This window comes from Kitasatospora sp. NPDC048407 (assembly GCF_043200475.1).
In the GTDB taxonomy this organism is placed as follows: Bacteria; Actinomycetota; Actinomycetes; order Streptomycetales; family Streptomycetaceae; genus Kitasatospora.
In genome coordinates, this window is record NZ_JBICXW010000033.1 from 40,583 (window position 1) to 64,159 (window position 23,577).

Sequence of the window (23,577 nt, forward strand, 5' to 3'; positions counted from 1 at the left end):
TGACGGAGCGTCAGGCCGCTGGCTGCTCAGCGGGTGGTGCTGCGGTTGAACAGCGCACGCGACCAGGCGTAGCCGACCGCGCCGATGCCCGCGCACCACGCCAGCGACACCCAGCCGCTGGAGCCGACCGCCGTCCCGGACAGCAGCCCGCGCAGCGCCTCCGTCATCGGGGTGAACGGCTGGTACTCGGCGAACAGGCGCAGCCCGGGCGCCATCGAGCCGGCCGGCACGAACGCCGAGCCCAGGAACGGCAGGAACTGGATCATCATCGGCTTGTTGCTGGCCGACTCCACGGTCTTCGAGATCAGCCCGAGTGCCACCGACAGCCACGTCACGGCCACCGCGATCGCCACGATCAGCCCGAGCGCCGCCAGCCACGCCAGCACGCCCGCGTGCGACCGGTAGCCGAGCCCCAGCGCCACCGCGACCACCAGCAGCACGCTGAGCATGGTCTGGATCACGCTGCCGATCACATGGCCGGTCATGAACGAGGACCGGGTGATGTTCATGGTGCGGAAGCGGTTGATGATGCCGCCCGTCATGTCGGAGCAGATCGCGACCGAGGTGGTCATCGAGCCCGCCGCCAGACCCATCACCACGATGCCGGGCGTCAGGTAGGCGAGGTAGGCGTCGCGCCCGCCGGCCAGTCCGCTGCCGAGACCGGCGCCCATCGAGTCGCCGAAGGCGTAGACGAACAGCAGCAGCATCAGGATCGGCGTCATCGCCGAGCTGAACGAGAGCGCCGGGTAGCGGGCTGCGTGCTTGAGGTTGCGGCGCAGCATGGTCATCGAGTCGTGCGCGGCCAGGGCGAGGGTGCTGCTCAACGCGGGGTCTCCTCGGTGGCGAAGACGGGTGTTGTGGCGGTGCCGGTCAGGGCGAGGAAGACGTCGTCCAGGTCCGGGGTGTGCACGGAGAAGTCGGCGGCGGGCACACCGGCCGCGTCCAGCCGGTCGATCACGCCGCGCAGGGCGTCCAGGCCGGCGTCGCCGGGGATGCGCAGGGCGAGGTTCTCCTCGTCACGGCTCGCGTCCGGGAACGCGGCGCAGGCGCGGGCGTAGCCGGCCGGGTCGGCGAGGCGCAGGCGGACGTGGCTGCCGGGGATGCGCGCCTTCAGCTCGTCGGGGCTGCCCTCGGCGACGATCCGGCCGCCGTCCAGGACGGCGATCCGGTCGGCGAGTTGGTCGGCCTCCTCCAGGTACTGGGTGGTCAGGAAGACGGTGGTGCCGCGGGCGACGAGGCCGCGCACGGTCTCCCACATGGTGCGGCGGCTGCGCGGGTCGAGGCCGGTGCTGGGCTCGTCCAGGAAGATCACCTGTGGGTCGCCGACCAGCGTCATGGCCAGGTCGAGCCGGCGGCGCATCCCGCCGGAGAAGGTCGCGGCGCGCTTGCCGGCCGCCTCCGCGATGTCGAAGAGCCGGAGCAACTCCCTTGCCCGGGCCCGCCCTTGAGCCCGGGGGAGACGCAGCAGGTCGGCCATCAGGAGGAGGTTCTCCTCGGCGGTGAGCAGGTCGTCCAGGGCGGCGAACTGTCCCGTGACGCCGATCGCCGAGCGCACCCCGTCCGGGTCGGTGGCCAGGTCGTGGCCGGCGATCTGCGCCTGGCCGCCGTCGGCGCCGACCAGCGTGGAGAGGATCTCCACCGTGGTGGTCTTGCCGGCGCCGTTCGGCCCGAGCAGGGCGAACACCGTGCCGGCGGGGATGGTGAGGTCGATGCCGTCGAGGACGGTCTTGTCCCCGTACGACTTGCGCAGGCCGATCGCGGTGACGGCGGGGCCGTGCGGCGCCTTCCTGGACGCGGGCATGGCTAACGTGGGCATGTGTCCTCCCGGTGGGAAACGGTTTACGTGGAAAGAAAGGTGACGGCACGTCAGGTGCGGGCGCGGCGGATGTCGATGTTGCCGAAGCGGGTGCGGGCGCGGACCTCGACGGTCTCCTCGCCCTGCTCCGGTCCGTCCGCGCCGGTGAGCGCGTTGCGGATCTGCCCGCGCTGCGCGCCGACGTCCAGCCAGGCGGCCGTGCCGGTCCGGACGCCGATCTCGATCGTGCCGAAGCCGGTCTCCAACTGCACGCTGCCGCGCACCACTTCGCCCACCAGCAGGGTGCCCCGGGCGGTGCTGGCGCGCAGCGAGGCCTCGGCCCGTTCGACGGTGATGTCGCCGTTGGCGCCGCTCACCTGGAGGTCGGAGGTGGCGAGCGCGACGGTGGTGCTGCCGTGCGAGTTCTTCACTACCGCCGGGCCGTCCAGCAGCCCCACCCGGACGCTGCCCGAACTGGTGCTGATCTCGGCCCGGCCCCGGACCTCCTCGACGGTCACCGACCCGTGTGCGGCCGACAGTTGGAGCGGCCCGGTGCTGTCCAGCCGGACGTCGCCGGAGGCGGTCTTCACCCGCACCTCGCCGAGCGGGCCCTCGCCGAGCACCTGCGTCCACGCGCCGCCGGCCTCCAGGTGCGAGCCGGCCGGCAGCTCGACGGACACGTCCACCGTGCCGGTCCGGCCCAGCGGGTAGCGCTGCTTGGGGGTGCGGACGGTCAGCACGCCGCCCGCGAAGCCGACCTCGGTCTGCTCGGCGGCGCGCACGTCCACCTCCCGGTCCGGGTCGCGCGGCCGGGCCTCGACCACGGTGTCGGCGCGGTCGGTCGCGATGACGTGCACCGAGCCCGCGTACACCTGGACGTTCAGCGAGATCGGCTCGGGAGTGTCGAAAGAAGGCATGGCAGTACCGTCCTCATGGGTCGTCAGAGGCGTCGGGGCCCGGTCGTCGGGTGTCGGGGCGATGCGGGGTGGTGCGGGTGTTCGGTCAGCGGACCCAGCCGGTGTAGCCCTGGCCGAAGGTCTGCGAACGCTCCGCCTGCGCGCGCGGACGGGCACCGCCCTCGACGGCGGACGCCACCGCCCGCACCAGCCAGGCGTTGACCGACAGCCCCTCGCGGGCGGCGGCCTCCTCGGCGCGCGCCTTCAACTGGGCCGGCAGGCGCAGGTTGATCCTGGCCTGGCCGCCGTCGTCCTCGGCGGCGGGCAGGTCGGGTGCCACGGGAGCTACGGGTACGGGTGTCGGTTCGACGGCGGCGGGCTCGGCGGGCGGTGCGGTGACCACGAAGTCCGGGTCCAGGCCGCGCAGTCGGACGTCGACCGAGCCCGGGGCGAGCTCGCGGGTGACCTCGGCCATCGCGGCCGAGAGCACGTGCAGCATGGTCAGCCGGGTCGCCGACTCCAGCGGGGCCGTCAGCCGGTCGGCCAGTTCGCGGGCCTCGGGCCCGCCGGCCTCGGCGGCCACCGCCAACTCGCGCCGGAGGTTGTCGACATACGGGGTGAGGTCCATGGCTCCATAGTGGCATCACTCTGATGCCGCGACAAGTTCCTTGCGGTGTCGGATGGTTGGTCTTTCATGTCTGGCTGCTCTGACCAGCGGAGATGAATGGGTGCCAGGTAGTGCCACTGATGGCGCGCCATGGTGCCGCCCGGCCCGGCGGGTAGCATCCCCGGGAGAAACCGCCGACGGGGGAGGACCGCCGCCATGACCGAGGAACACCGCACCCGCTGGTGGCAGCGCCGAACCGCCCCCACCGAAGTCCCGGACCCCGCCGCCCCGTTCGACGTGGTGCGGCGCGGCTACGACCGGCAGCAGGTGGAGGCCCACCTCGCCCTGCCGCCCGAACAGCGGCCGCGCCCTGCCGCGTTCGACATCGTCCGAATGGGATACGAGCGCGAGCAGGTCGACCGGGCGCTGCGCGAACAGGGCTGAACGCGGCCACCGGGCTTGACGTACGGTCGAAAACCCCTTGCCTTCGAACCGGCCGGTGTGCGATCTTGCGCCGGTCGTCGAAGGAGGGCGCCCATTGGAGCTTTTCGCGTGCGCGCACTGCGCGAGCACACTCACCCGGCCGGTCAGCCGGGTCCGGTTCCCGCCCTACGCCCGTCATCAGGTGGGCAACGGCCTGCGGATGCCGGCCCTGATGGACGCGGGGAGTTACGCCGTCGACCCGGAGCAGTCCGGCCCACCCTGGCGGCTCTGGGAGGAACTCGCCGACGGCGAGGCGGAGGCCCGCGGCTACTACGACCGTGTGTACTCCCTGCCGGACGGCCCGCGCGGGCAGATCCTGCTGGCGCCCGGCGACGACATCGGCACCACACTGATCGTCGACGGCGCCGACGGCTACTGCTGCGGCCTCACCGGCGGGCACGGCCCCAACCTGGCCTGTGCTCACTGCGGGCTCCCCGTCGGCGCACGCGAGGACGACTGCTCCGTCTGGCAGGCCGTCTGGCTGCAACCCGACGCGGTCCGTGCCGTCCCCGCCGGCCCCGATCTGCCCGTCACCGACTGGGACGGGCTGATCGACGAGCGCTACGCCGTCCCCCCGGTCGACGCGGCCGGCCGCTGGGACCGCCGCTGCGAACAGGAGATGAGCACGACCCTCGTCGGCCTCGCTCTCGCCGCCGGCGGCGCGCCCGTGGCGTTCGACGACGGCGAGGCCGCCGCCGTCTTCGACCGCGCCATGCGCCACTTCCCGCCCGACGCCGGCCGCCCCGCGAAGCGCTGCGCCCTGCACGGCCCCGGCCGCCCTCTGGCCGGCCGTCACCCCGAGCTGGCACTCGTCCCGCGCCACCCGCAGACCGGCCGGCCGTGGCCGACCCCGCCCGGCGTCACCGGCATCCCGCTCGACCTCGCGGTCTGGCGGCACCTCGCCTTCCCGCGCATGCGCGCCGCCGTCCGCGTCCACAGCGTGCTGCGCGCCGAACTCGACCGCGACGACCCGCCGTTGCCGACGTGGCGCTGCGGCGTCTACTTCGACGGCTGGCTGATCCACGACCTGCTGGCCCGTGTGCCCGCCGACCGGCGCCCGGCAGTGCGCGCCATTCACCCGGGCTGGATGCCGTTCGGATGGTGCTGACGGGGCGCCCATGCGGGTCTGAGCAGGCCGCGGTGTTGCGGCGCGGGTTCCGGCCAAGTTGGGGGTGTGGGTGTCGGCGGTCCTGCGGCTCCGCTTCGGGGGTGCCCGGGGGTGCATCTTTGGTCGTGTTCCTGACAGGGGTGGGTGGAGGTGGCGGACGGCCCGTGGGGCGGGTGTTCCGTTTGGCGTTCGGTGGGTCGGTGATTCCGGCCAAGGTGGACGGAGCCTGTTCCCCGGGGTCCGGTGGGCGCGGAGGATGTCCTCCGTTGTTGCCCAGGCCCGCGGGTTCCGGCGGACACCGACGACGTTGGAGGGGCCTTGTCCAGAGGGGGCGGCAGGGCGCGGTTGTCCGTGCGGTCGTGGTCGCGGTTGATCGTGTTCGCGGTGGCGATGGTGCTGATGGTCTCGCTGGCGCAGGCGCAGGTGGTGCCGGCGGCGTCCGCGTCGGCGGCGTCGAAGCCGGTGCCGAGGGATCTGCCGATCCTGTCGGTGCCGTCGGCGGGCAAGCAGCAGCCGCAGGCCGAACCCGGGCAGCCGAAGGCCGACTTCAAGCCGTTGGCGACCGGCGGGCACACCCGGTTCGACGCGCAGCGGTCGGCGTCCGGCGCCGACCCGGCACCGCAGACCAGTCCGGTCGCTCCGGTCGACGGCGCGGTGGTGGGCACGGAGACGCCGGTGTTGCAGGTGGCCGCGGTCGGCGACGGCGTCCTGTACTGCTTCAAGGTCTCCACCGGCTTCGACGGCCGCTCGGGCAGCGTGGTGGACTCCGGGTGCCTCGACCAGCCGCAGTGGACGGTCCCCAAGCACGTGCTGCACGACGGCGGCCGCTACACCTGGACGGCGGCCACCTCGACGCCCGGGGCGACGACGGCGACGGCGCCGCAGTGGGTCGGACACTTCACGGTCAACCAGCGGGTGGGGGATCCGGGGCCGGCACCGACCGACCACCTGGGGCCGGTGACGGTGAACCTGTTCAACGGCAACGCGCACGTCGAGGCCGCCGGGCCCGCGTTCCAGACCGTCGGCGGATCGGCCGGGGTGAACCTCGCCTACAACTCCCGGCAGGGCGCACCGCACGGTGTGCGCGCCTCGTACTTCAACGACTCGCGGCACGCGGGCGCCCCGGACGCGACCCCGGTGATGGTGCGCGGCGAGTCCCAGGTCAACCTGGACTGGGGCGTCACGTGGACCGGCAACCCGGACAACCTGCCGTGGCGGGACAACCCGATGCCGCCCGCGCTGGACAAGAACTGGTTCGTGGTGCGCTGGGAGGGCCAGTTCAAGGCCCCGGTGACCGGGGAGTTCCGGTTCGCGGGCGCGCACACCGACGGTGCGCGGGTCTGGCTGGGCGACACGCTGGTCTACGACAGCCCCGGGGCCGCCGATCCCGGCGACGACTTCCTGCTGCCCGGCCCGCACCAGGCTCAGGACATCGCGCTGACCGCCGGTCAGCTGGTGCCGATCCGCGTCGAGCTGTACCACCACTCCGACCAGCGGCCCCGCATGGTGCTGTGGGCCAAGAGCAGCACCGGCCCCGACGACCAGCGCGTTCACAACCTCGAACCGCGGATCGTGCCGACGGAGTGGCTGTTCTCCTCGGACTCGGAGTCGCTGCCGCCGGGATGGACGCTGTCGGCCCAGTCCAGCGGCTACAGCCACGCCGAGATGCTGGACGGCTCGGTCGTGCTCACCGATGCCGCCGGCGGCAAGCACACCTGGGCCAAGGCCTCCGCGGGCGGCTACGCACCCCCGGTCGGGGAGGACGGCGTGCTCGCGTTCGACAGCGCGGGGCGGATCACGGTCACCGAGGGCGACGCGGTGTCGGTGTTCAACCCCGACGGCACGCTCGCCGCGGTGGAGTCGGTGCTGGACGGCAAGAAGCCCGCGGCCCTGCAGTACCTCTACAGCGGGACGCCGCCCCGGCTGACCGAGATCAAGGACCCGGTCTCCGGCCGGTCGCACCGGCTGTTCTACAACACCGATGGCAGCGACGGCTGTTACGGCGGGGTGTCCCGCCCGCCGGGCTCCGACCCGGCCCCGGCGCGGATGCTGTGCCGGATCCGCTACTGGGACGGCAGTGAGACCCGGCTGTGGTACCAGCTGGGCACCCTGGCCAGGATCGAGAATCCCGGCGCGGCCATGCAGGACTTCGACTACGTCGGCCGGGCCTCGGCCAAGCAGCGCTACGACCAGGCCGGCGACAACGAGGAGGAGAAGCAGAGGGCCCTGGACAGCATCGGGCCGCTGGCCACCCTCCGCGGCAGCCTGGCCTACGACTGGGTGGCCCACCAGGCCCCGTCCGCGGAGAACGGGTGCACCAACACCGGTGACATCGCCGCCGCCTGCACGGTGATCGGCTACGACTCCGTGGTCGAGCACCCGCAGGAACCGCCCGCCCTGCGCGCGGTCCAGGTCCTGGCGGCGGCACCGGACGGCCGCTCCGGCGACAAGCGCGCCGAGCACTTCTACCAGTACTACCTCGAACGCAACCAGGCGACCGTGGCCCTGGCCGGGGTGTACGACTCGACCCGCTCGCGCACCGTGACCTACGACGACGCCGGACGCACCCTGGTCACCACCGATTTCACCGGCGCGAGCATCTCCGCCGAGTGGAACGCCAAGGACCAGGCCACCGCCGCGGTCGACAGTGCGGGCCGGCGCTCCACCACGGTGTACGACCACGCCGACCGCCCGGTCGACAAGTACGGGCCCGCACCGGCGTCCTGCTTCACGGGGCTGATCCCGACACCCGCCTGCGCGGCCACGATGCCGCACAGTCACACCAGCTACGACGAGGGCCTGGTGGGGCTGTCGGCCGCCTTCTACGACAACCCGGAACTGGCGGGGGTGCCGCGGGAGTTCGCCACCGGGGTCGGCGCCGGTGACGGGGCGCTGGCACGGTCGTGGGGGGCGGGCCCGCCGGTGGCGAACACCGCCGGCTGGTCGGGCCGGTTCACCGGCGAGATCGAGTTCCCCGCCGCCGGGGACTACGGCCTCGGGTTCACCGCGGTCGACGGCGTCCGGCTGTGGGTGGACGACGTGCTGACCGTCGACAGCTGGACCGACAAGCCCAGCACGGCAGTTGCGGGTACGTACGGCAACACCGCGGCCGGCAGCCGGCACCGCGTCCGCGTCGACTACTACAACCGCTCCGGTACGACCGGGGCACTGTCCTTCACCTGGACTCCGCCCGGCGCCGGCACGCCGGTGCCGGTGCCGGGGACGAAGCTCGCGCCCCGGTACGGCTGGGCGACCGGCTCCACCACCGAGGACACCTCCGGCGGCGACACGGAACGGGCACCGTCCAGGCACATCGCCAGCAGCTACGCGGATCCGGCGGCGGGCATCGACCCGGTGTACGGGCTCACCGTGTCCACCACGGCCGATCCCGGCGGACTGGGCCTGACCACCCGCACCGGCTACGAGCGGCCGGGCGACAAGTACCTGCGCCAACTGGCCACCGCGAAGCCCGGCGGCGACCTCGCCGACCCCGACAAGCACGCCACCACGGTCTACTACGGCGACTCCGAGACCCGGACCAACCCGTGCGATCCGAAAGCTCCGGCCGCCAACCAGGGCGGCATGGCCAAGACCGCCACGGAAGCCAGACCGGCCGACGGGACGCCGCTCACCGGCGAGACCGTGTACGACGAGACCGGCCGTGCCGTCGCCGAGCGCGCGGGCGACGAGGGCTGGACCTGCACCACGTACGACGCGCGCGGACGGGTGGTCAAGAAGACCTTCCCCGCGTACGGGGCCAAGCCGGCCCGCACCGTCGTCACCGACCACGCCGTCGGCGGTGACCCGCTGACCTCGCAGGTGAGCGACGAGAACGGGTCGATCACCACCGTGATCGACCTGCTCGGCCAGGAGGTCCGCTACACCGATGCCAACGGCGTCACCTCGATCTCCACGTACGACCAGGTCGGGCGCCTGACCACGGACACGACCACGGTCAAGGGCGTGTCCAGCACTGTGATCTACGCCTGGAGCGATGCCAATCAATTGACGAACGTCAAGCTGGACGGGACCATCGTCGCCACCCCCGGCTACGACGCGGCCACCGAACTGGCCCGCGTCGCCTACGGCAACGGATCCCGCCTCGACGCGCTGGCCCGCAACGCCTCGGGCAAACCGACGGCGCTGACGTGGAAGACCTCCGCGTCCACGGTCGTCGACACAGTCACCCGCTCCCGCAACAACCGGGTCACCGACGACGTGGTGACCGCCGACGGCAAGACCGCCGCGACCTCCTCCTACACCTACGACACGGTGGGCCGGCTCGTCGCGGCGACCGTCCCGCACCACCAACTCACCTACCGGTTCGATCCGGCCGGCGGCTGCGGGCCGGCGGCAGCGGCCGGGTCGAACACCAACCGCACCGCGTCCACCGACAGTCTCAACGGCGCCCCGGCGGTCACCACCGGCTACTGCTACGACGGCGCCGACCGGCTGACCTCCACCAGCGGCGGCACCGCACTCTCCTTCGGCTACGACAGCCACGGCGACACGGTCAGGATCGGCGGCGACACCCTGGGCTACGACTCCGCCAGGCGGCACATCGCCACCACCACCGCCGACGGGAAGACGATCTCCTACCTGCGCGACCCGGCCGACCGGCTGACGGCCCGCACCGTCACCGGCGCCGCCGACGGCTCGAAGAACGGGACCACCCGCTACTCGTACAGCTCCAAGCACGACGACGCGGACCTCGTCCTGGACAAGGACGGCGGCCTGCTCCAGCGGATCGTGGCGCTGCCCGGCGGCGTGCTGCTGACCAAGAACTACGACCGGGCCGCCAGCACCAACTGGTCCTACCCGAACATTCACGGCGACGTGCTGTTCACCGCGGACGGGACCGCCGCCCGCACCGGCGACCTCCACCTCTACGACCCCTTCGGCCAGAACATCGACCCCGCCACCGGCGCCTTCGCCGACCTCCCCATCCCCGCCACCGCCGCCGGCGGGATGGACTTCGGATGGCTGGGCCAGCACGAGCGGCCGGTCGAGCACCTGGCCGGCCAGCAGGCCATCGAGATGGGCGCCCGGGTCTACCTGCCCGCACTCGGCCGCTTTCTGCAGATCGACCCGGTACCCGGCGGGTCGGCCAACGACTACGACTACGTCGACGCGGACCCGGTCAACGGCCTGGACCTGGCGGGGACGTTCTCCTGGAAGTCGGTGGTCAGCGTCGGGACCACCGCGGCGGAAGTGGTGGCCTACGTGCCGGGCCCGGTGGGGACGGTCGCCTCCGGGGTGGCGGTGGCCGGCCAGCTCGCCCAGGGCAACAAGAAGGCCGCCGCCATGGACGCACTCGGCATGATCCCCGGCGGCAAGCTCGCCAGTACCGTCGCCAAGACCGCGGCCAGAGAAGCCTCGACCGTCGGCAAGGCCGCCGAGGCGGTCGAGAAGACGTGCAACTCCTTCGCCCCCGACACCCCGGTGGTGATGGCCGACGGCACCATCAAACCGATCGGTGAGGTGCGCGAAGGCGACCAGGTCCAGGCCACCGATCCCGCCACCGGCCGGACCGTCGCGGAACCCGTCACGGACGTCATCACCGGCCACGGCACCAAGCACCTGATCGACATCGGCCTCGAAGGGCCGCGGCCGGCGACGATCACCGCGACCGCCGGACATCCCATCTGGGTCGAGGACCGCGGCTGGGTCGATGCCGGCGACGTCCGGGCCGGCGACACCGTCCGTGGTGCGCCCGGTTCCGCGGCGCTGAAGGTCGCCTCCGTCCACGACCGCGGCGAGGTGGCCGACGCGACCGTCCACAACCTCAGCGTCAGCACCATCCACACCTACTACGTCCAGGCCGGGGCGAGCCGGTTCCTGGTGCACAACGCGGCGTGCCGGGCGTACATGGACTTCACCCGGGCCGGCAAGCGGGACGTCGTCGCGATCAACGCGGACAAGTACAACGGCTACAACCTCTGCGAATGGTGCGGCCGGGAAGTCGTCCAGCCGCAGAAGTCGCAGCGCGGGGTGACGCCGTCCAACGACGAGTGGCAGGTCGACCACATGGAGCCCAAGGCCCACGGTGGTGCCGGATCCCCGGAGAACGGCCAGCTGCTCTGTCGCTGGTGCAACCGCTGGAAGTCGGACAAGTGACTGCGCATCACGAAAGGATCGTGCCGGTGACAACCGAACCATCAAGGCAGCGACGGACCTTCTGGAGGAAGGCCACCGTCATCGCGGTGGCGCTGTGCGCGGCCGTGGGGATCACGGCGTCCCCCGCCGCCGCGCACGAGGAGAGCGCCGCGTCGCCCACGGCGCTGATCCAGCTGACGATCACCAACGTCAGCAACGGAAAACTGCTGGACGTCCAGGGCGGCAGCTACGACGACAACGCGGCCATCTCGGTCAACCCGGCGCCCGGATCCGCCACGGCGTGGCGCATCAACACGGGCACCAGCCTCGGTTCGGGCTTCGCCATCGTCAACACCACCACCGGCAAGTGCATGGACCTCACCACCGCCCGCTACCAACTGCGGCAACAGCCCTGTGACGGGCGCGCGTCCGAACAGTGGTACTTCCAACCGGTCGCCGGATCGGCACAGAAGGCGTTCAGGATCCGCCAGGTCGGCGACAACTCCTGCCTGACCGTCCAGATACCGCCCGCCACCGACAACTGGGTGTACACCTACCGCTGCGACAACACGCCCTACCAGCAGTGGGTGCTGCCCGCCGAGGTCTACCAGACGGCGTGGAACACCGCCGTGGACTACGCGGCCGCCCGGTGCAACAAGGACACCTCGACCTGCTCGTGGTCCACGGCCAACCAGACACCGCCGTTCACGCTGCCGGAGTCGTGCGTCTCCCCGATCTGGTTCAACGACACCTCGACCACGATCCCGTGGGAGTTCACGCTCAACACCACCACGGGGTGGACCAACACCATCGGCTTCAAACTGGGCGGAAGCCTGTCCGTCGGAGGCGACGTCGGCCTGGCCAAGCTCCAACTCGAGGTCACCGCCGAGGTCAACGGCGCCACCACGGTGGACCTCAAGCAGGAGATGGGCAACAAGCTGACCGTGAGCGTGCCCCCGCGCCAGTACGGGTGGGTCGCGCTGTCCGAACTCGCCACCAAGGCCACCGGAACCTGGACCTTCGACACCCAGGGCTTCCCGTGGACCGCCGACGACACCATCACCGTGCCGCTCAAGTACGACGCCAACGGCGGCGCGAGCATCTACAGCGCACGGACCCGGGCCACGTTCACCAACTGCGCCGGAACCTGACGGCGGCGCCCGGCGCGCCGGGTCAGCTGCTCGCCCAGCCGGTGAGGTCGGCGGGGCCGCGGCCGAGCGCACGGGCCGCGGCGGCGTGGATCCGGGTCGGGCGGGGGGAGTTGGCGTCGAAGTCCTGCGAGATGCGGAGCTGAGCCTGCTCGCCGGAGTCGGCCGCGTGGGCCGGGGAGACGCCGGTGAAGGTACCGACGGCCAGGACCACCGCGGCGGCGATCGACTGGGCCCGGCGGGCGAGGTGGTGGAACTTCATCGTGCGCATTCCCTTTCGAATGGCCGTGCGGGAGGAGTGGCACCACGCAGGCGTCGTGCTGCGGCCGACCGGGAGCCGGTCGCAGCCACGGTGGTTCGGGTACCGGCACGATGATGGCGGCCCGACGCGAGCCCGATCGATGCCGGAGCGTTCCTGCTCGGCCGATCGGGTGGTACGTAGTACCGCGTCCAGGCGTGCGCCAGCCCGAAGTGCGCCCCGTGCGCGCCGGTGTGGGAAGGTGAACCACCGTGACGGGCAAGGGGGATGACGAATGAACCGATGGTCGGACGAGGTGACCAGGGTGCTGACGGCGTCCGGGTGGACGCCCGGGCGGGCGGTGGAGACCGGGCGGTGGCGGGAGCTGTTCGAGCCCGAGGGCGTGGAACTGCACGCGGCGGCGGAAGCGTTCCTGCGCGAGTTCGGCGGGCTGACCGTCGACATCGACGGGCCCGGAATCACCTGCGCGCGCACGCCGTTCGAACTCGACCCCGAGCTGGCCGTGGGGGAGGAGGACCGGTACCTGGAGCTCGGGGAGGTCGTCGGGCGGCGGATCTTCCCGCTCGGCGAACTCGACCACGGCCGGTTCTTCCTGGGCATCGACGAGACCGGCGAGGTCTACCTGGTCGAGGGCACACTGGCCAGCTTCGGGCCGATGCCGCAGGCGATGGAGCACCTGATCCTCGGCGTCATGCCCCGCTGGATCCGTGACGAACCGCCAGTGGACGGGGGCTGATCGGCGTAGGTTCGGGAGCGGTGATCCACAACTGACGGGTGGTAGAAGGATGGTCGAGTCGCATCCGCTGCTGGGGTACTTCCTGGACGCGGCCAAAGGCGTGTTCCCGCCGGTGGACGGCGAAGTGACGGTGCTCGGGCCGCTGGCGGGCGGGCTGGAGTGCTCGGTGGCGTTCACCGGACACGCGGTGGTCGCCACGGCGCGGCCCGCCGACGAGGTCCGGGCACACGGCGCGGACGGGTTCGGCGAGTCGATGTCGCCCGACTTCCTGCGCCACCTGGCCGGCCCCGGCGGCTGGATCGGCTGCCTCGACGCGACACTGGTCGCCCCCGGCAGCGGCGGCCCCGCCCAACTCGGCCCGCTGGACGGCGCGGACGCACACCCCCGGGTCCAGCACGCCCGCGAGATACGGGCCGGCGTCGAGGTCTACGGCGACGCGCGCGGGCTGGTCACACTCGCCCAAGGACTCGCCGGACGGCGGGAGTTGAGCATCGAACTGCACGACCCCGACGAACCCCTCCCCGGCCGCGGACGCACCCTGATCGCCGACGCACTCACCCTCGTCCCGGAAGGCGAACCGGTCTTCGCCGCCGTCTCGCCCGGCAACGCCCGCTCGCTGCGCGCCTTCCTCGCCTGCGGATTCACCCCCGTCGGCAGCGAGGTGCTGCTGCGCCCACGACGCCCCGGTCGCCCGGTGTAGCGGCACGGCCCGCGCTGGAGCGCGGGTCGGTGGTGGTCGGTGAAGAGCCGGCCGGGTGGCGGGAGGGGCATCGGGCTGTGCGAGTCGGACCAGCCCTTGTGTCGGAGGCTGACGCGTGCTTGCCGCAGGCCGTTCTCGTGTGCGGGTTCACCTCCGTCGGCAGCGAGGTGCCGCGTTCCGTACTCGGTCGCCCGGTGTAGCGGCAGGGTCGCGCTGGAGGGCGGGCCGGTGGCGGTCGGTGGATAGCCGGCCGGGCGGCGGGAGTTGGGCATCGAGCTGTGCGAGTCGGACCGACCCTTGTGTCGGAGGCTGACGCGTGCTTGCCGCAGGCCGTTCTCGTGTGCGGGTTCACCTCCGTCGGCGGCGAGGTGTCGCGTTCCGTGCGCGGTCGCCCGGTGTAGCGGCACGGCCGCGCTGGAGCGTGGGCCGGTGGCGGTCGGTGAAGAGCCGGCCGGGCGGCGGGAGTTGGGCATTGAGCTATGCGAGCCGGACCGACCCTTGTCCGGGAGGCCGATGCGCGCTTGCCGCAGGCCATTCTTGCGTGCGGGTTCACCTCCGTCGGCAGCGAGGTGCCGCGTTTCGTGCGCGGCCGCCCGGTGTAGCGGCAGGGCCGCGCTGGAGCGCGGGCCGGTGGTGGTCGGTGAAGAGCCGGCCGGGCGGCGGGAGTTGGGCATCGGGCTGTGCGAGTCGGACCAGCCCTTGTGCCGGAGGCCGAGGCGCGCTTGCCGCAGGCCGTTCTCGTGTGCGGGTTCACCTCCGTCGGCAGCGAGGTGCCGCGTTCCGTACCCGGTCACCCGGAGTAGCGGCACGGCCGCACCGGAGCGCGGGGAGCCGGGGCGCGGGCTAGCGTGGGACCGGGCCGGTACGCGGCGAACGCCGCCGGCCCGGTCCCGGTCGGCATGCCCGGCCGGCCTTCCATCCCGGGAGCCGCTGTGAGGGAGCCGCCGTGAGCAAGCAACTCCAAGACCCGGACGAATTGGGCCCGATCGACTACCTGGTGATCTCGTTCCCGGGCAGCCGGCTGACCGGCGAGGGCATGCCACTGCTGGTCGACCTGGTCGACCGCGGCATCATCCGGATCCTCGACCTGATCTTCCTCCGCAAGGGCACCGACGGCACGGTCGCGGCCGTCGAAGTGGCCGACCTCGACGCAGACGGAAAGCTCGACCTCGCCGTGTTCGAGGGCGCCTCCTCCGGCCTGCTCGGCGACGCCGACCTGGCCGAGGCCGGCGGCCTGCTCGACCCCGGCGACTCCGCCGTCGTCCTGCTCTACGAGAACCGGTGGGCCGCCCCGCTCGCCGCCGCGCTGCGCCGGGCCGACGCCCGGATGATCGCCGGCGGGCGCGTTCCGCTGCAGGACCTGGTCGAGGTGCTCGACGCGATCGAGGAGCTCGGAACCGGGCCCGCGGCCTGACCGCAGCGACACCCCCAGAGAAACCGCCAGAGAACCGCCAGAGAAACCGCCAGAGAAAAGAGAACGCCATGCCCGGACTGCTCCGTGGCGTCGCCCGTACCGCGGTCATCTCCGGTACCGCCACCGCCGTCTCCAACCGGGTCTCCCGCCGCCAGGCCGGACGCTGGGCGCAGCAGGACGCCCAGCAGGTCGGCTACGCCGAACCCGCCGCCCCGCCCCCGCCCCCGCAGCAGGCTCCGGCGGGCGCGCCGGACATGGAGCAGAAGCTCGACCAGCTCCAGCAGCTCGCCGCGCTCAAGGAGCAGGGCGTGCTCACCGAGCAGGAGTTCGCCGCGCAGAAGGCGCGGATCCTCGGCGGCTGAACCGAGGGGAACCGGCTGAACCGGGGGAACCGGGGGAACCGGCATCGGGACGCCCGGGAGGCGCAGTGAACAGGTGGAAGCCGCTGATCGTCCTCGGGACGGCCCAGTTCCTGATGGTGCTGGACGCCTCGGTGATGAACGTGTCGATCAGCCAGCTGGTCGCCGACTTCCACACCGACGTGACCACCATCCAGGCCGTCATCACCCTCTACACCCTGGTGATGGCGGCCTTCATGCTGACCGGCGGCAAGGTCGGCGACATGCTCGGCCGCCGGCAGGTCTTCGTGATCGGCCTGGTGGTGTACGGGTTCGGCTCCGGGCTGACCGCGCTGGCGCCGACCGTCGGCGTGCTCGCGCTCGGCTGGTCGGTGATCGAGGGGCTGGGCGCGGCGCTGGTGCTGCCCGCGCTGGCCGCGTTGGTGGCCGGGTCCTATCAGGGGCGCGAGCGGGCGATCGCCTACGGGGTGGTCGGCGGGCTGGCCGGTGCGGGCATCGCCGTCGGGCCGCTGCTCGGAGGCTGGGTCACCACCTACCTGACCTGGCGGCTGGTGTTCGCGGGCGAGGTGGTCCTGGTGGTGGCGATCCTGGCGGTGATGCGCTGGGTGCCGGCGCAGCCCGCGCCGGAGGACCGGCCCGCGCTGGACGTGCTCGGCGCCGTGCTGTCCGCCGCCGGTCTCGCCCTGGTGGTGCTGGCCGTCCTGCAGAGCGGCACCTGGGGCTGGGTGCAGCCCCGCAACCCCCCGTTCACCGTCCTCGGCTTCGCCCCGACGCTGTTCACCATCGGGCTGGGCGCCGTGCTGCTGTATGCCTTCTGCGTGCACGAACGGCACTACGGGCGGCGGGGCGGGACACCACTGGTCGACTTGGAGCTGTTCGGCAACCGGCCGCTGCGCGCGGGGCTGGTGACGCTGTTCAACCAGAACACCGTGCTGCTGGGCCTGTTCTTCGTCATCCCGCTCTACCTCCAGGTCGTGCAGGGGCTGGACGCCTTCCAGACCGGGCTGCGGCTGCTGCCGGTGTCCGTGACGATGCTCGCCACCTCGATGTGCGGCTCGCTGCTGCTGCGGTTCGCCTCGTCCCGGGCGATCGTCCGGATCGGCCTGCTGGTGCTGCTCGCCGCCACCCTATGGCTGATCACGGCCATCGGGCCGCAGCTGAAGGGCGCCTCGTTCGCCGGTGCGATGGCGCTGCTCGGCATCGGCCTGGGCATGCTCGCCTCGCAGCTGGGCAACACGGTGCAGTCCAGCGTGCAGGTGTCGGAGCGCAGCGAGGCCGGCGGTCTGCAGTACACCGCGCAGAACCTCGGCTCCTCGCTGGGCACGGCGCTGATCGGCGCGCTCCTCATCGGCGCCCTCGCCGCCTCCGTCACCACCCGGATCGAGAGCGACCCCCGGGTGAGCCAGGCCGTCGCCCAGGAGGCCGGGACGCACGTGGAGGCGGGGGTGTCCTTCGTCCCCGCCGACCAGGTCGCGGCCGCGCTGGCCACCCGCTCCGACGTCACGCCGCAGGAGGCCGAGGCGATCGTCGGCCACTACCAGGACGCGCAGATCCAGGGCCTCAAGTCCGCGGTCCTCGCCTGCGCGCTGATCACCGGCGGCGCACTGCTCTTCACCCGCCACCTCCCCGCCACCCGCGCGGCGCCCCGGCCGCCCGGCTGAGGGTGTTCAGCGCGGTCCGCGGCGCGCGAAGCGCCAGGCGCCCTGCTGGGCGAGCAGGGTGAGCACGCCGGCGAGGACGATCCCCGACAGGTTGAGCGCCAGCTGCACGGCGGAGCCCCAGCCCTGCGCGTACTCGCCGTACGCCACGGCCACCGCGGCGTTGGCCGCCGCCGGCACGGTGGTGACCGAGATCGCCACCCCGACCAGCGCGGACGCCTTGGCGGAGGTCAGCGACAGCAGGCCCGCGACACCGGCCAGGAAGGCGACCACGAAGGACATCGCGTCCGGCTGCCAGATGAACGAGGTGTTGGGGCGGGCCGCCGCGAACTTGGCATCGCTGAACAGGCCGAGAGCGTCCATCGCCAGCGCGAACCCCACCGTGAGGGCCATCGCGACGGTGAATCCGACCAGCAGGGCCAGCAGGGAGCGGGCCGCCGGGCGGGCCCGGCGCTGCACCACGGCGACGCACAGCCCGGCGAGCGGGCCGAACTCCGGGCCCACGGCCATCGCGCCGACCACCAGGATCGCGCTGTCCAGGACGGCGCCGCAGGCGGCCAGCATGGTGGCGACGGTCAGCAGCGCGAGGAAGACCCAGCTGAGGGTGGACTCCTCGTGGACGATCCCGGACACCTCCTCCCACACCAGCGCGTCCACACCCTCGCCCGGGGCCCGCTCCTCCGCCTCCTCGGCGGCCCGCGATATCGTCAGCCCCGACTCGTCCACGGTGATGGCCCCGCGCTCGGCCAGGCCCAGCGCGCGCAGCTCGCCGAGCAGTTCGTCGACCGCCTCGCGGGCCACGTCGCACAGCACCAGGTCCCCGGGCGGCCGAACCGCCCCACCGGGCAGCACGGCGACGTGGGCGACACCGACGCAGGCGTCGATCCGGTCGAGCACCTGTGCGCGCAGGTCGGCGGGAACGATGAGTCGCAGCTGAAGCAAAGGGTCCTCCGGGCGGTCGTGCTGTCGGCCAAACCTTAGGCCCTGCCCCCCCGGGACCGGTTCACCCGGCGTAACGGGCCGCCAGGGTGCGGGCGGTGGCGGCGAGGCGGGTGCGGAGCTCTGGCGGCTCCAGGACTTCGACGTCGGTGCCCAGACGGAGGAACTCGCCGTGCGCGTGGTCGAGCGACTCGATGGGGATCCGGGCCCGCGTCCACGCGCCCTCGGGCGGTACGCCGAGGCGGCGGGCGCCCTCCGGGGTGAGGCGGACCAGGGCGTGGCCGGTGTGCAGGCGGGAGTGGAAGTCGGCCAGGTGGGCGGTCCAGTACGCGGGCAGGGAGAATCCGGGCGGGAGAGTGAACTCCTCGCCGAGGCAGGTGAGTTCGAGGATCTGGTCGACCCGGTAGGTGCGGATCCCGGACGGCCCGCCCGCCACCAGGTACCAGCGGCCGGCCTTCAGCACCAGGCCGTACGGTTCGACCCGCCGCGAGATCTCCTCCGGGGCGCGCCACCGGCGGTACCGGAGCAGCAGCGCGCGCCGCGCCCACACCGCGTCGGCCACCGCCGTCAGGTGCGGGGTGCGGTCCGCGTCGCCGTACCAGCCCGGGGCGTCGAGCAGGAAGCGTTCCTGGATCCGGTCCGCGTGCGCGCGGAGCTCCGCTGGGAGCGCGGCCCGCAGCTTCAGCCGGGCGGTGGCGAGCGCCTCGCCCAGGCCGAGTTCGGCGGCGGTGCCGGGCAGCGCGGCGAGGAACGCGGCCTGCGCCTCGTCGGCCGTCAGCCCGGTCAGACGGGTCCGGTAGCCGTCCACCAGGCGGTAGCCGCCCGCGTGCCCGGCCTCGCCGTACAGCGGGATGCCGGCGGCGGCGAGCGCCTCGACGTCCCGGTAGACCGTCCGGACGGAGACCTCCAGTTCGTCGGCCAGTTGGCGGGCCGTCAGCCGCCCCCGGTTCTGGAGCAGCAGGAGGAGGGTGACCAGTCGGCTCGCGCGCATGATCGCCAGTGTCCGGGTTTCCACTGACAGCGGATGTCAGGGGAGCGGCCGTAGCGTGCGGCGCATGAACGACTTCGACTTCCTGCACGGCACCTGGCAGGTCGCCAACCGCCGCCTCACCACCCCGCTTTCGGAGCCGCCCGGCGGCACCTGGGCGGAGTTCCCCGGCCGCGCCGTGGTCCGGCCGCTGTTCGGCGGCGCCGGGAACATCGACGAGATCGACTTCCCCACCCTCGGACGGCAGGGCCTGACACTGCGGCTGTACGACCGCGAGACGCGGCAGTGGACGATCCACTGGTCCGACAGCCGCACCGGCCGGCTCGACCCGCCGGTGGTCGGCGGCTTCACCGGCGACCGCGGCGACTTCTACGGCGACGACCACTACGAGGGCCGCCCGATCCGCGTGCACTTCGCCTGGCACCGGCTCGGACCCGAAACCGCCCGGTGGGAACAGGAGTTCTCCACCGACGGCGGCCGCAGCTGGGAACTCAACTGGACCATGGACCTCACCCGCACCGGAGCAGCCCCCGTATGAGCATCGTCGAACTCCGCCAGTACACCCTGCACCCCGGCGCCCGGGACACCCTGATCGAGCTGTTCGAGCGGGAGTTCGTGACCGGACAGCGGGACGCGGGCATCACGCTCGGCGGCCGCTTCCGAGACCTCGACGACCCCGACCGGTTCGTCTGGCTGCGCGCCTTCCCCGACATGACGCACCGCCGGCGCGCCCTGGAGGCGTTCTACGGCGGCCCGGTGTGGCGGGCGCACCGCGAGGAGGCCAACGCGACGATGGTCGACAGCGACGACGTGCTGCTGCTGCGCGGCCCGGGCTTCCTCCCCGCCGCGGGCGTGAGGGAGGTGGAGGCGACCATCTGCCGGTCCGACGCCGCGTTCGACGCGTACGCCGACCGGCAGTTGCGCCCGCGGCACGCCCTGCACCGCACCGAGCACGCCGTCAACGACTTCCCGCAACTCCCCGTCCGCACCGGCCTCGACGTCCGCGTCTGGTTCGGCCCGGCCGACCCGCCCCCGTCGCCGCCGCTCCAGCGCCTGCGGCTGGAACCCGTGACGGCCTGACGGTTCACCGCTCCCGGAGGTCGTCCAGGTGCGCGCCGAACTCCCGCACGCGCACCTCGGCGATGCGCTCGTAGCGGGCCAGCCGGTCGGTCGGCGCGGCGTCGATGCCGAACGCCACGCCCGCGAAGCCGAGTTCGGCGATGGCCTGCGGCACGGCCGGGTCACCGGGCGCGAAGATCCGCACCGGGTCGCCGACGGCGAGGCAGTGCGGAGGAACGAAGAACTCGTCCGGAAGCACCGTGCGGGCATGGACGAGCGCGGAGACGGCGACCACCGTCCCCGCGCCGACCCGGGCCTCCTGCAGCACACTCGCCGAGGTGGCCAGATACGCGCAGCGCTGCACGGTGCACCCCAGCAGCGTGGCGTGCGGGCCGACGAACACGTGGTCGGCGAGAGTGACGGGCTGCTCGGCGGCGACGGCGGAGGCCCGCAGGACGGCGTTCTCGCACACCACCGTCGCCTCCCCGACCTCGACGAACGCGCCCTCGGCAGCCAGCACCGCGCCGTACATCACCCGCGCGCGGGGCCCGATCCGCACATCGCCGACCAGCGTGGCCGTCGGCGCGACATAGGCGCTGGGGTGCACCTGCGGAAGAGCGCCGCGGTGCCTGATCCGGATTCCCTGCGGGTGTGTGGTCACCGGCGGGATCCTCGAGCAGCGCGGACCGTCGCACCGGCGGAAATCGGACACCGCGCTATGGTCGAACGGTGACGGACCCTCAACTGCCGGGCGGCGTACGGCCCGACGACACCGAGATCGCCGCCGGCTGGGCGCAGCCGTGGCGGCCCGAACAGCTCGCGCAGCGCCTGGCGGGCCTAGCCGCGCCCTGGTACGTGGCGGCAGGCTGGGCGCTCGACCTGTTCCTCGGCCGGCAGACCCGCCCGCACGGGGACCTGGAAGTCGCGGTGCCCGCCGCCGCGTTCGGTGAACTCCGCAGCCGGTTCCCCGAGTTGGAGTTCGACGCGGCCGGCTCCGGCACCGTGTGGCCCGCCGCCGGCCCCGAGGCGCTCGCCGCCACCCACCAGACCTGGGCCCGCGACCCCGCGAGCGACCAGTACCGGTTCGACGTCTTCCGCGAGCCGCACGACGGTACGACGTGGATCTGCCGCCGCGACGAGACGCTGCGGCTGCCGTACGAGCGGATCACCGAGCACACCGCCACCGGCATCCCGTACCTGCGCCCCGAACTGGTCCTGCTCTTCAAGGCGAAGGCCGCCCGCCCGAAGGACGAGGCCGACTTCGACCGCGTCCTGCCGCACCTGCCGCCCGGCCGACGCCACACCCTCGCCGGGTGGCTGGCCCGCTCGCACCCGGGCCATGCCTGGCTGGAGCGGCTCGGCGAATGATTCGCTGCTGGGGCTGCGACCGGACCCGGGTGCGGTCGGCACCTCCTGGAAGTGGTGGGCGGGCCGGCCGTCAGCCGAGGTGGTGGAAGGTGTCGGGGACGGGCAGCGAGGCCCAGCGGGGGAGGGGCCAGAGCAGGACGCGGGCGCGGCCGATGACGTGGTCGACCGGGACGAAGCCGCCGCCGGGGTTGTAGAGCTGCTGGTAGCGGGAGTCGGCGGAGTCGTTGCGGTGGTCGCCCATCACCCACAGGTGGCCCGGCGGGACGGTGACGGTGCCCACGGGGTAGTCGTCGCAGGGCGTAGCGCCGGGGTAGAGGTACGGCTCGTCGAGGGCGGTGCCGTTCACCGTCAGGGGGTGGCCGGCGCGGCAGTCGACGGTGTCGCCCGCGACCGCGACGACGCGCTTGATCAGGTCTTTCTCGTCCGCGGACGGCGCCAGCCCGATCCAGCTCAGCGCGTTGCGGACACCGCCGGCGACGCCCCCGGTGTCCGAGTTGCCGGGGAGCCAGCCGCCCGGATCGCGGAACACCACCACCTCGCCGCGCTGCGGAGTGTCCCCGAGCCACGGGCTGAACTTGTCGACCGCGACCCGGTCGCCCTTCTGCAGGGTGCCCATCATCGACCCGGACGGGATCACGAACACCTGGAACACGAAGGTCTTCAGCACGAACGCCAGCACCAGCGCCACCACCGCCGGCACTACCAGCCCGCGCAGCGCCGAACGCCGGCCGGCGGGCCGCTTCGAAGAGCTGATTGCCCGCAATCGGGCGAGCACAGCGGCACGGTGCGACAACGGACGACCCTTCCCCCGGCGGCCGGACAGCCCTTTCCGGGTCCGCCCGGGCGCCATCGTACGGACACGGCCCGTCTGGGGAACGTAAAACGCCTGTCGCCGGCAGTCGGTACCGTTCCTCAACTCCCGTGACACGACAGGTAGGAGAGGTTCACCCGTGACGACCGATAGGGAACCCGGCGGATGGGACGCCGCGCTGGCCGACGCCTTCGCGATCTTCCTCGGCGACGGCGTGGCGGCGGAACCCGCCGGCGCCCGGTACGGGGCGTACTACGCCTCGGACACCCTCGACGAGTTCCTGTTCCCCAACACCTGGGCCACCCCCGACGCCCTGTCGGCGGCCGAGCCGGGCTACCTGCCGGACCCGGACGGCCCGCACCCCTTCTCCCCGTGGAACTGGCAGTTCGACCTGGGCGCCTCGCTGTTCCGCTTCGACCCCGACCTGCTCGCCGGAACGGGCGCGTGGGGCGCGGACGGGCACAAGGGCCCGAGGCCGTTCGACGAGGCCTTCGTCGCCGACCTGCGCGCCGTCGCCGCCGTGGACGACACGGACGGCGCGGTGGTGCGGGGCACGGAGCTGGCACCGCTGCTGCGCCGCCACGGGGTCGACCTGACCGACGAGGCGTGCGTGCGGCTGAACCACTGGCTGACCGTCGTTCTGCGCGTCGCCACCGGCGGCACCCTGGACGAGGCGATGCGGGCCGCGACCTTCACCGAGCGCGGCCCCGAACACCTGGTGACCGGGCACGACGTGAGCATCGACCGTCCCGGGGACGAGGCATGGGAGGCGCCGCTGCGCGCGGTCGCCCACCCCGGGCTCCGCGACCACCTGCGCGCGCTCTGCCGCACCGAGGCCGATGCGCGCAGCGAGGGCGGCTTCTGCAGCGGCTCCGAGCACTGGCCGTGGAGCGACGTGCTGGACGCGGCCGGCTGCTCGCTCGTCATGGGCTGGGGGTTCGGCGAGCACCAGGCCGGAGTGGCCGCCGTGCGCCTGCCCGGCTGACCGCCACCAGGCCGGAGTGGCCGCCATGCGCCTGCCGGCTGACCTCACGCCGGACAGCGAGCGGTGGGGCGGGCCGGGCCCCCCCCCCCCCCCCCCCCCCCCCCCCCCCCCAGGGCCCCCCCCCCCCCCCCCCCCCCCCAAAACCCCCCCCCACCCCCCACCCCCCCC

The 23,577-nt window shown here is 73.0% G+C and carries 22 protein-coding genes; 13 read left to right on the forward strand and 9 right to left on the reverse strand.

All coding sequences use genetic code 11. The features are described 5' to 3' along the window. Nucleotides 1-26: 26 nt before the first annotated feature. The 4 genes from ACGFWJ_RS34270 to ACGFWJ_RS34285 all read right to left on the reverse strand — a co-directional run bounded on the left by ACGFWJ_RS34270 (nucleotide 27) and on the right by ACGFWJ_RS34285 (nucleotide 3,319). Nucleotides 27-788: an ABC transporter permease gene (locus tag ACGFWJ_RS34270; RefSeq protein ID WP_392956538.1), complete on the reverse strand. Its 762-nt coding sequence runs from the start codon at nucleotides 786-788 to the stop codon at nucleotides 27-29. Nucleotides 789-820: 32 nt separating this feature from the next. After that, the gene (locus ACGFWJ_RS34275; protein ID WP_392956502.1) at nucleotides 821-1,816 is read right to left on the reverse strand and encodes an ATP-binding cassette domain-containing protein; all 996 of its coding nucleotides are present in this window, start codon (nucleotides 1,814-1,816) and stop codon (nucleotides 821-823) included. A gap of 50 nt (nucleotides 1,817-1,866) precedes the next feature. Then, nucleotides 1,867-2,712, reverse strand: coding sequence for a DUF4097 domain-containing protein (locus tag ACGFWJ_RS34280; RefSeq protein WP_392956504.1), 846 nt, complete (start codon nucleotides 2,710-2,712; stop codon nucleotides 1,867-1,869). 85 nt (nucleotides 2,713-2,797) lie between these two features. Beyond that, the gene (locus tag ACGFWJ_RS34285) at nucleotides 2,798-3,319 is read right to left on the reverse strand and encodes a toxin-antitoxin system HicB family antitoxin (RefSeq protein ID WP_392956506.1); all 522 of its coding nucleotides are present in this window, start codon (nucleotides 3,317-3,319) and stop codon (nucleotides 2,798-2,800) included. Nucleotides 3,320-3,514: 195 nt separating this feature from the next. Here ACGFWJ_RS34285 and ACGFWJ_RS34290 point away from each other — a divergent pair, with 195 nt between their 5' ends. The 4 genes from ACGFWJ_RS34290 to ACGFWJ_RS34305 all read left to right on the forward strand — a co-directional run bounded on the left by ACGFWJ_RS34290 (nucleotide 3,515) and on the right by ACGFWJ_RS34305 (nucleotide 12,136). Further along, nucleotides 3,515-3,742 (forward strand): hypothetical protein, encoded by a 228-nt coding sequence (locus ACGFWJ_RS34290; RefSeq protein ID WP_392956507.1) that lies wholly within the window; start codon nucleotides 3,515-3,517, stop codon nucleotides 3,740-3,742. A gap of 94 nt (nucleotides 3,743-3,836) precedes the next feature. Beyond that, a complete protein-coding gene (locus ACGFWJ_RS34295) occupies nucleotides 3,837-4,889 on the forward strand; it encodes a hypothetical protein (RefSeq protein ID WP_392956509.1) in 1,053 nt (350 codons plus the stop codon). Between the two features lie 351 nt (nucleotides 4,890-5,240). Continuing rightward, nucleotides 5,241-11,006: a PA14 domain-containing protein gene (locus tag ACGFWJ_RS34300; protein WP_392956510.1), complete on the forward strand. Its 5,766-nt coding sequence runs from the start codon at nucleotides 5,241-5,243 to the stop codon at nucleotides 11,004-11,006. A gap of 26 nt (nucleotides 11,007-11,032) precedes the next feature. Beyond that, complete coding sequence (locus tag ACGFWJ_RS34305; protein ID WP_392956511.1) at nucleotides 11,033-12,136, forward strand: ricin-type beta-trefoil lectin domain protein; 1,104 nt, start codon at nucleotides 11,033-11,035, stop codon at nucleotides 12,134-12,136. A 22-nt stretch (nucleotides 12,137-12,158) separates the two neighbouring features. Here the strand turns inward: ACGFWJ_RS34305 and ACGFWJ_RS34310 are convergent, their stop codons facing one another. Next, a complete protein-coding gene (locus ACGFWJ_RS34310) occupies nucleotides 12,159-12,395 on the reverse strand; it encodes a hypothetical protein (RefSeq protein ID WP_392956513.1) in 237 nt (78 codons plus the stop codon). A 271-nt stretch (nucleotides 12,396-12,666) separates the two neighbouring features. Here ACGFWJ_RS34310 and ACGFWJ_RS34315 point away from each other — a divergent pair, with 271 nt between their 5' ends. The 5 genes from ACGFWJ_RS34315 (at nucleotide 12,667) to ACGFWJ_RS34335 (ending at nucleotide 17,262) form a co-directional block, all read left to right on the forward strand. Next, entirely contained in the window at nucleotides 12,667-13,128 is a 462-nt protein-coding gene (locus ACGFWJ_RS34315) for an SUKH-3 domain-containing protein (RefSeq protein ID WP_392956515.1), read from the forward strand. Between the two features lie 49 nt (nucleotides 13,129-13,177). After that, on the forward strand, nucleotides 13,178-13,828 hold the full coding sequence (locus ACGFWJ_RS34320) for a hypothetical protein (RefSeq protein ID WP_392956516.1): 651 nt from the start codon (nucleotides 13,178-13,180) through the stop codon (nucleotides 13,826-13,828). A 946-nt stretch (nucleotides 13,829-14,774) separates the two neighbouring features. Beyond that, a complete protein-coding gene (locus tag ACGFWJ_RS34325; protein WP_392956517.1) occupies nucleotides 14,775-15,242 on the forward strand; it encodes a DUF6325 family protein in 468 nt (155 codons plus the stop codon). Nucleotides 15,243-15,310: 68 nt separating this feature from the next. Next, nucleotides 15,311-15,604 (forward strand): SHOCT domain-containing protein, encoded by a 294-nt coding sequence (locus ACGFWJ_RS34330; protein ID WP_392956519.1) that lies wholly within the window; start codon nucleotides 15,311-15,313, stop codon nucleotides 15,602-15,604. Between the two features lie 65 nt (nucleotides 15,605-15,669). Beyond that, on the forward strand, nucleotides 15,670-17,262 hold the full coding sequence (locus ACGFWJ_RS34335) for an MFS transporter (RefSeq protein ID WP_392956520.1): 1,593 nt from the start codon (nucleotides 15,670-15,672) through the stop codon (nucleotides 17,260-17,262). A gap of 6 nt (nucleotides 17,263-17,268) precedes the next feature. On the opposite strand, the gene ACGFWJ_RS34340 is transcribed toward ACGFWJ_RS34335, so the two are convergent. Together ACGFWJ_RS34340 and ACGFWJ_RS34345 are read right to left on the reverse strand one after the other, a co-directional pair. After that, nucleotides 17,269-18,201 carry a DUF389 domain-containing protein gene (locus ACGFWJ_RS34340; protein ID WP_387641803.1) on the reverse strand — a complete coding sequence of 311 codons (933 nt, stop codon included), beginning with the start codon at nucleotides 18,199-18,201 and terminating at the stop codon, nucleotides 17,269-17,271. 61 nt (nucleotides 18,202-18,262) lie between these two features. Then, complete coding sequence (locus tag ACGFWJ_RS34345) at nucleotides 18,263-19,189, reverse strand: helix-turn-helix transcriptional regulator (RefSeq protein WP_392956522.1); 927 nt, start codon at nucleotides 19,187-19,189, stop codon at nucleotides 18,263-18,265. Between the two features lie 64 nt (nucleotides 19,190-19,253). Between ACGFWJ_RS34345 and ACGFWJ_RS34350 the strand changes: the two genes are divergently transcribed. Together ACGFWJ_RS34350 and ACGFWJ_RS34355 are read left to right on the forward strand one after the other, a co-directional pair. Further along, nucleotides 19,254-19,724 carry a hypothetical protein gene (locus ACGFWJ_RS34350; RefSeq protein WP_392956524.1) on the forward strand — a complete coding sequence of 157 codons (471 nt, stop codon included), beginning with the start codon at nucleotides 19,254-19,256 and terminating at the stop codon, nucleotides 19,722-19,724. Beyond that, nucleotides 19,721-20,266, forward strand: a complete 546-nt coding sequence (locus ACGFWJ_RS34355; RefSeq protein ID WP_392956526.1) for an NIPSNAP family protein — start codon at nucleotides 19,721-19,723, stop codon at nucleotides 20,264-20,266. Before ACGFWJ_RS34350 ends, ACGFWJ_RS34355 begins: the two co-directional genes overlap by 4 nt. A gap of 4 nt (nucleotides 20,267-20,270) precedes the next feature. Here the strand turns inward: ACGFWJ_RS34355 and ACGFWJ_RS34360 are convergent, their stop codons facing one another. After that, entirely contained in the window at nucleotides 20,271-20,906 is a 636-nt protein-coding gene (locus tag ACGFWJ_RS34360; protein ID WP_392956528.1) for a gamma carbonic anhydrase family protein, read from the reverse strand. A 68-nt stretch (nucleotides 20,907-20,974) separates the two neighbouring features. On the opposite strand from ACGFWJ_RS34360, the gene ACGFWJ_RS34365 reads away from it, so the two are divergent. After that, the gene (locus ACGFWJ_RS34365) at nucleotides 20,975-21,613 is read left to right on the forward strand and encodes a nucleotidyltransferase domain-containing protein (protein ID WP_392956530.1); all 639 of its coding nucleotides are present in this window, start codon (nucleotides 20,975-20,977) and stop codon (nucleotides 21,611-21,613) included. A gap of 70 nt (nucleotides 21,614-21,683) precedes the next feature. Here ACGFWJ_RS34365 and lepB read toward each other — a convergent pair whose 3' ends face one another. Next, the gene (gene lepB / locus ACGFWJ_RS34370) at nucleotides 21,684-22,388 is read right to left on the reverse strand and encodes a signal peptidase I (RefSeq protein WP_392956532.1); all 705 of its coding nucleotides are present in this window, start codon (nucleotides 22,386-22,388) and stop codon (nucleotides 21,684-21,686) included. 175 nt (nucleotides 22,389-22,563) lie between these two features. On the opposite strand from lepB, the gene ACGFWJ_RS34375 reads away from it, so the two are divergent. Continuing rightward, a complete protein-coding gene (locus ACGFWJ_RS34375) occupies nucleotides 22,564-23,409 on the forward strand; it encodes a hypothetical protein (RefSeq protein WP_392956534.1) in 846 nt (281 codons plus the stop codon). The last annotated feature ends 168 nt before the right edge of the window (nucleotides 23,410-23,577 follow it).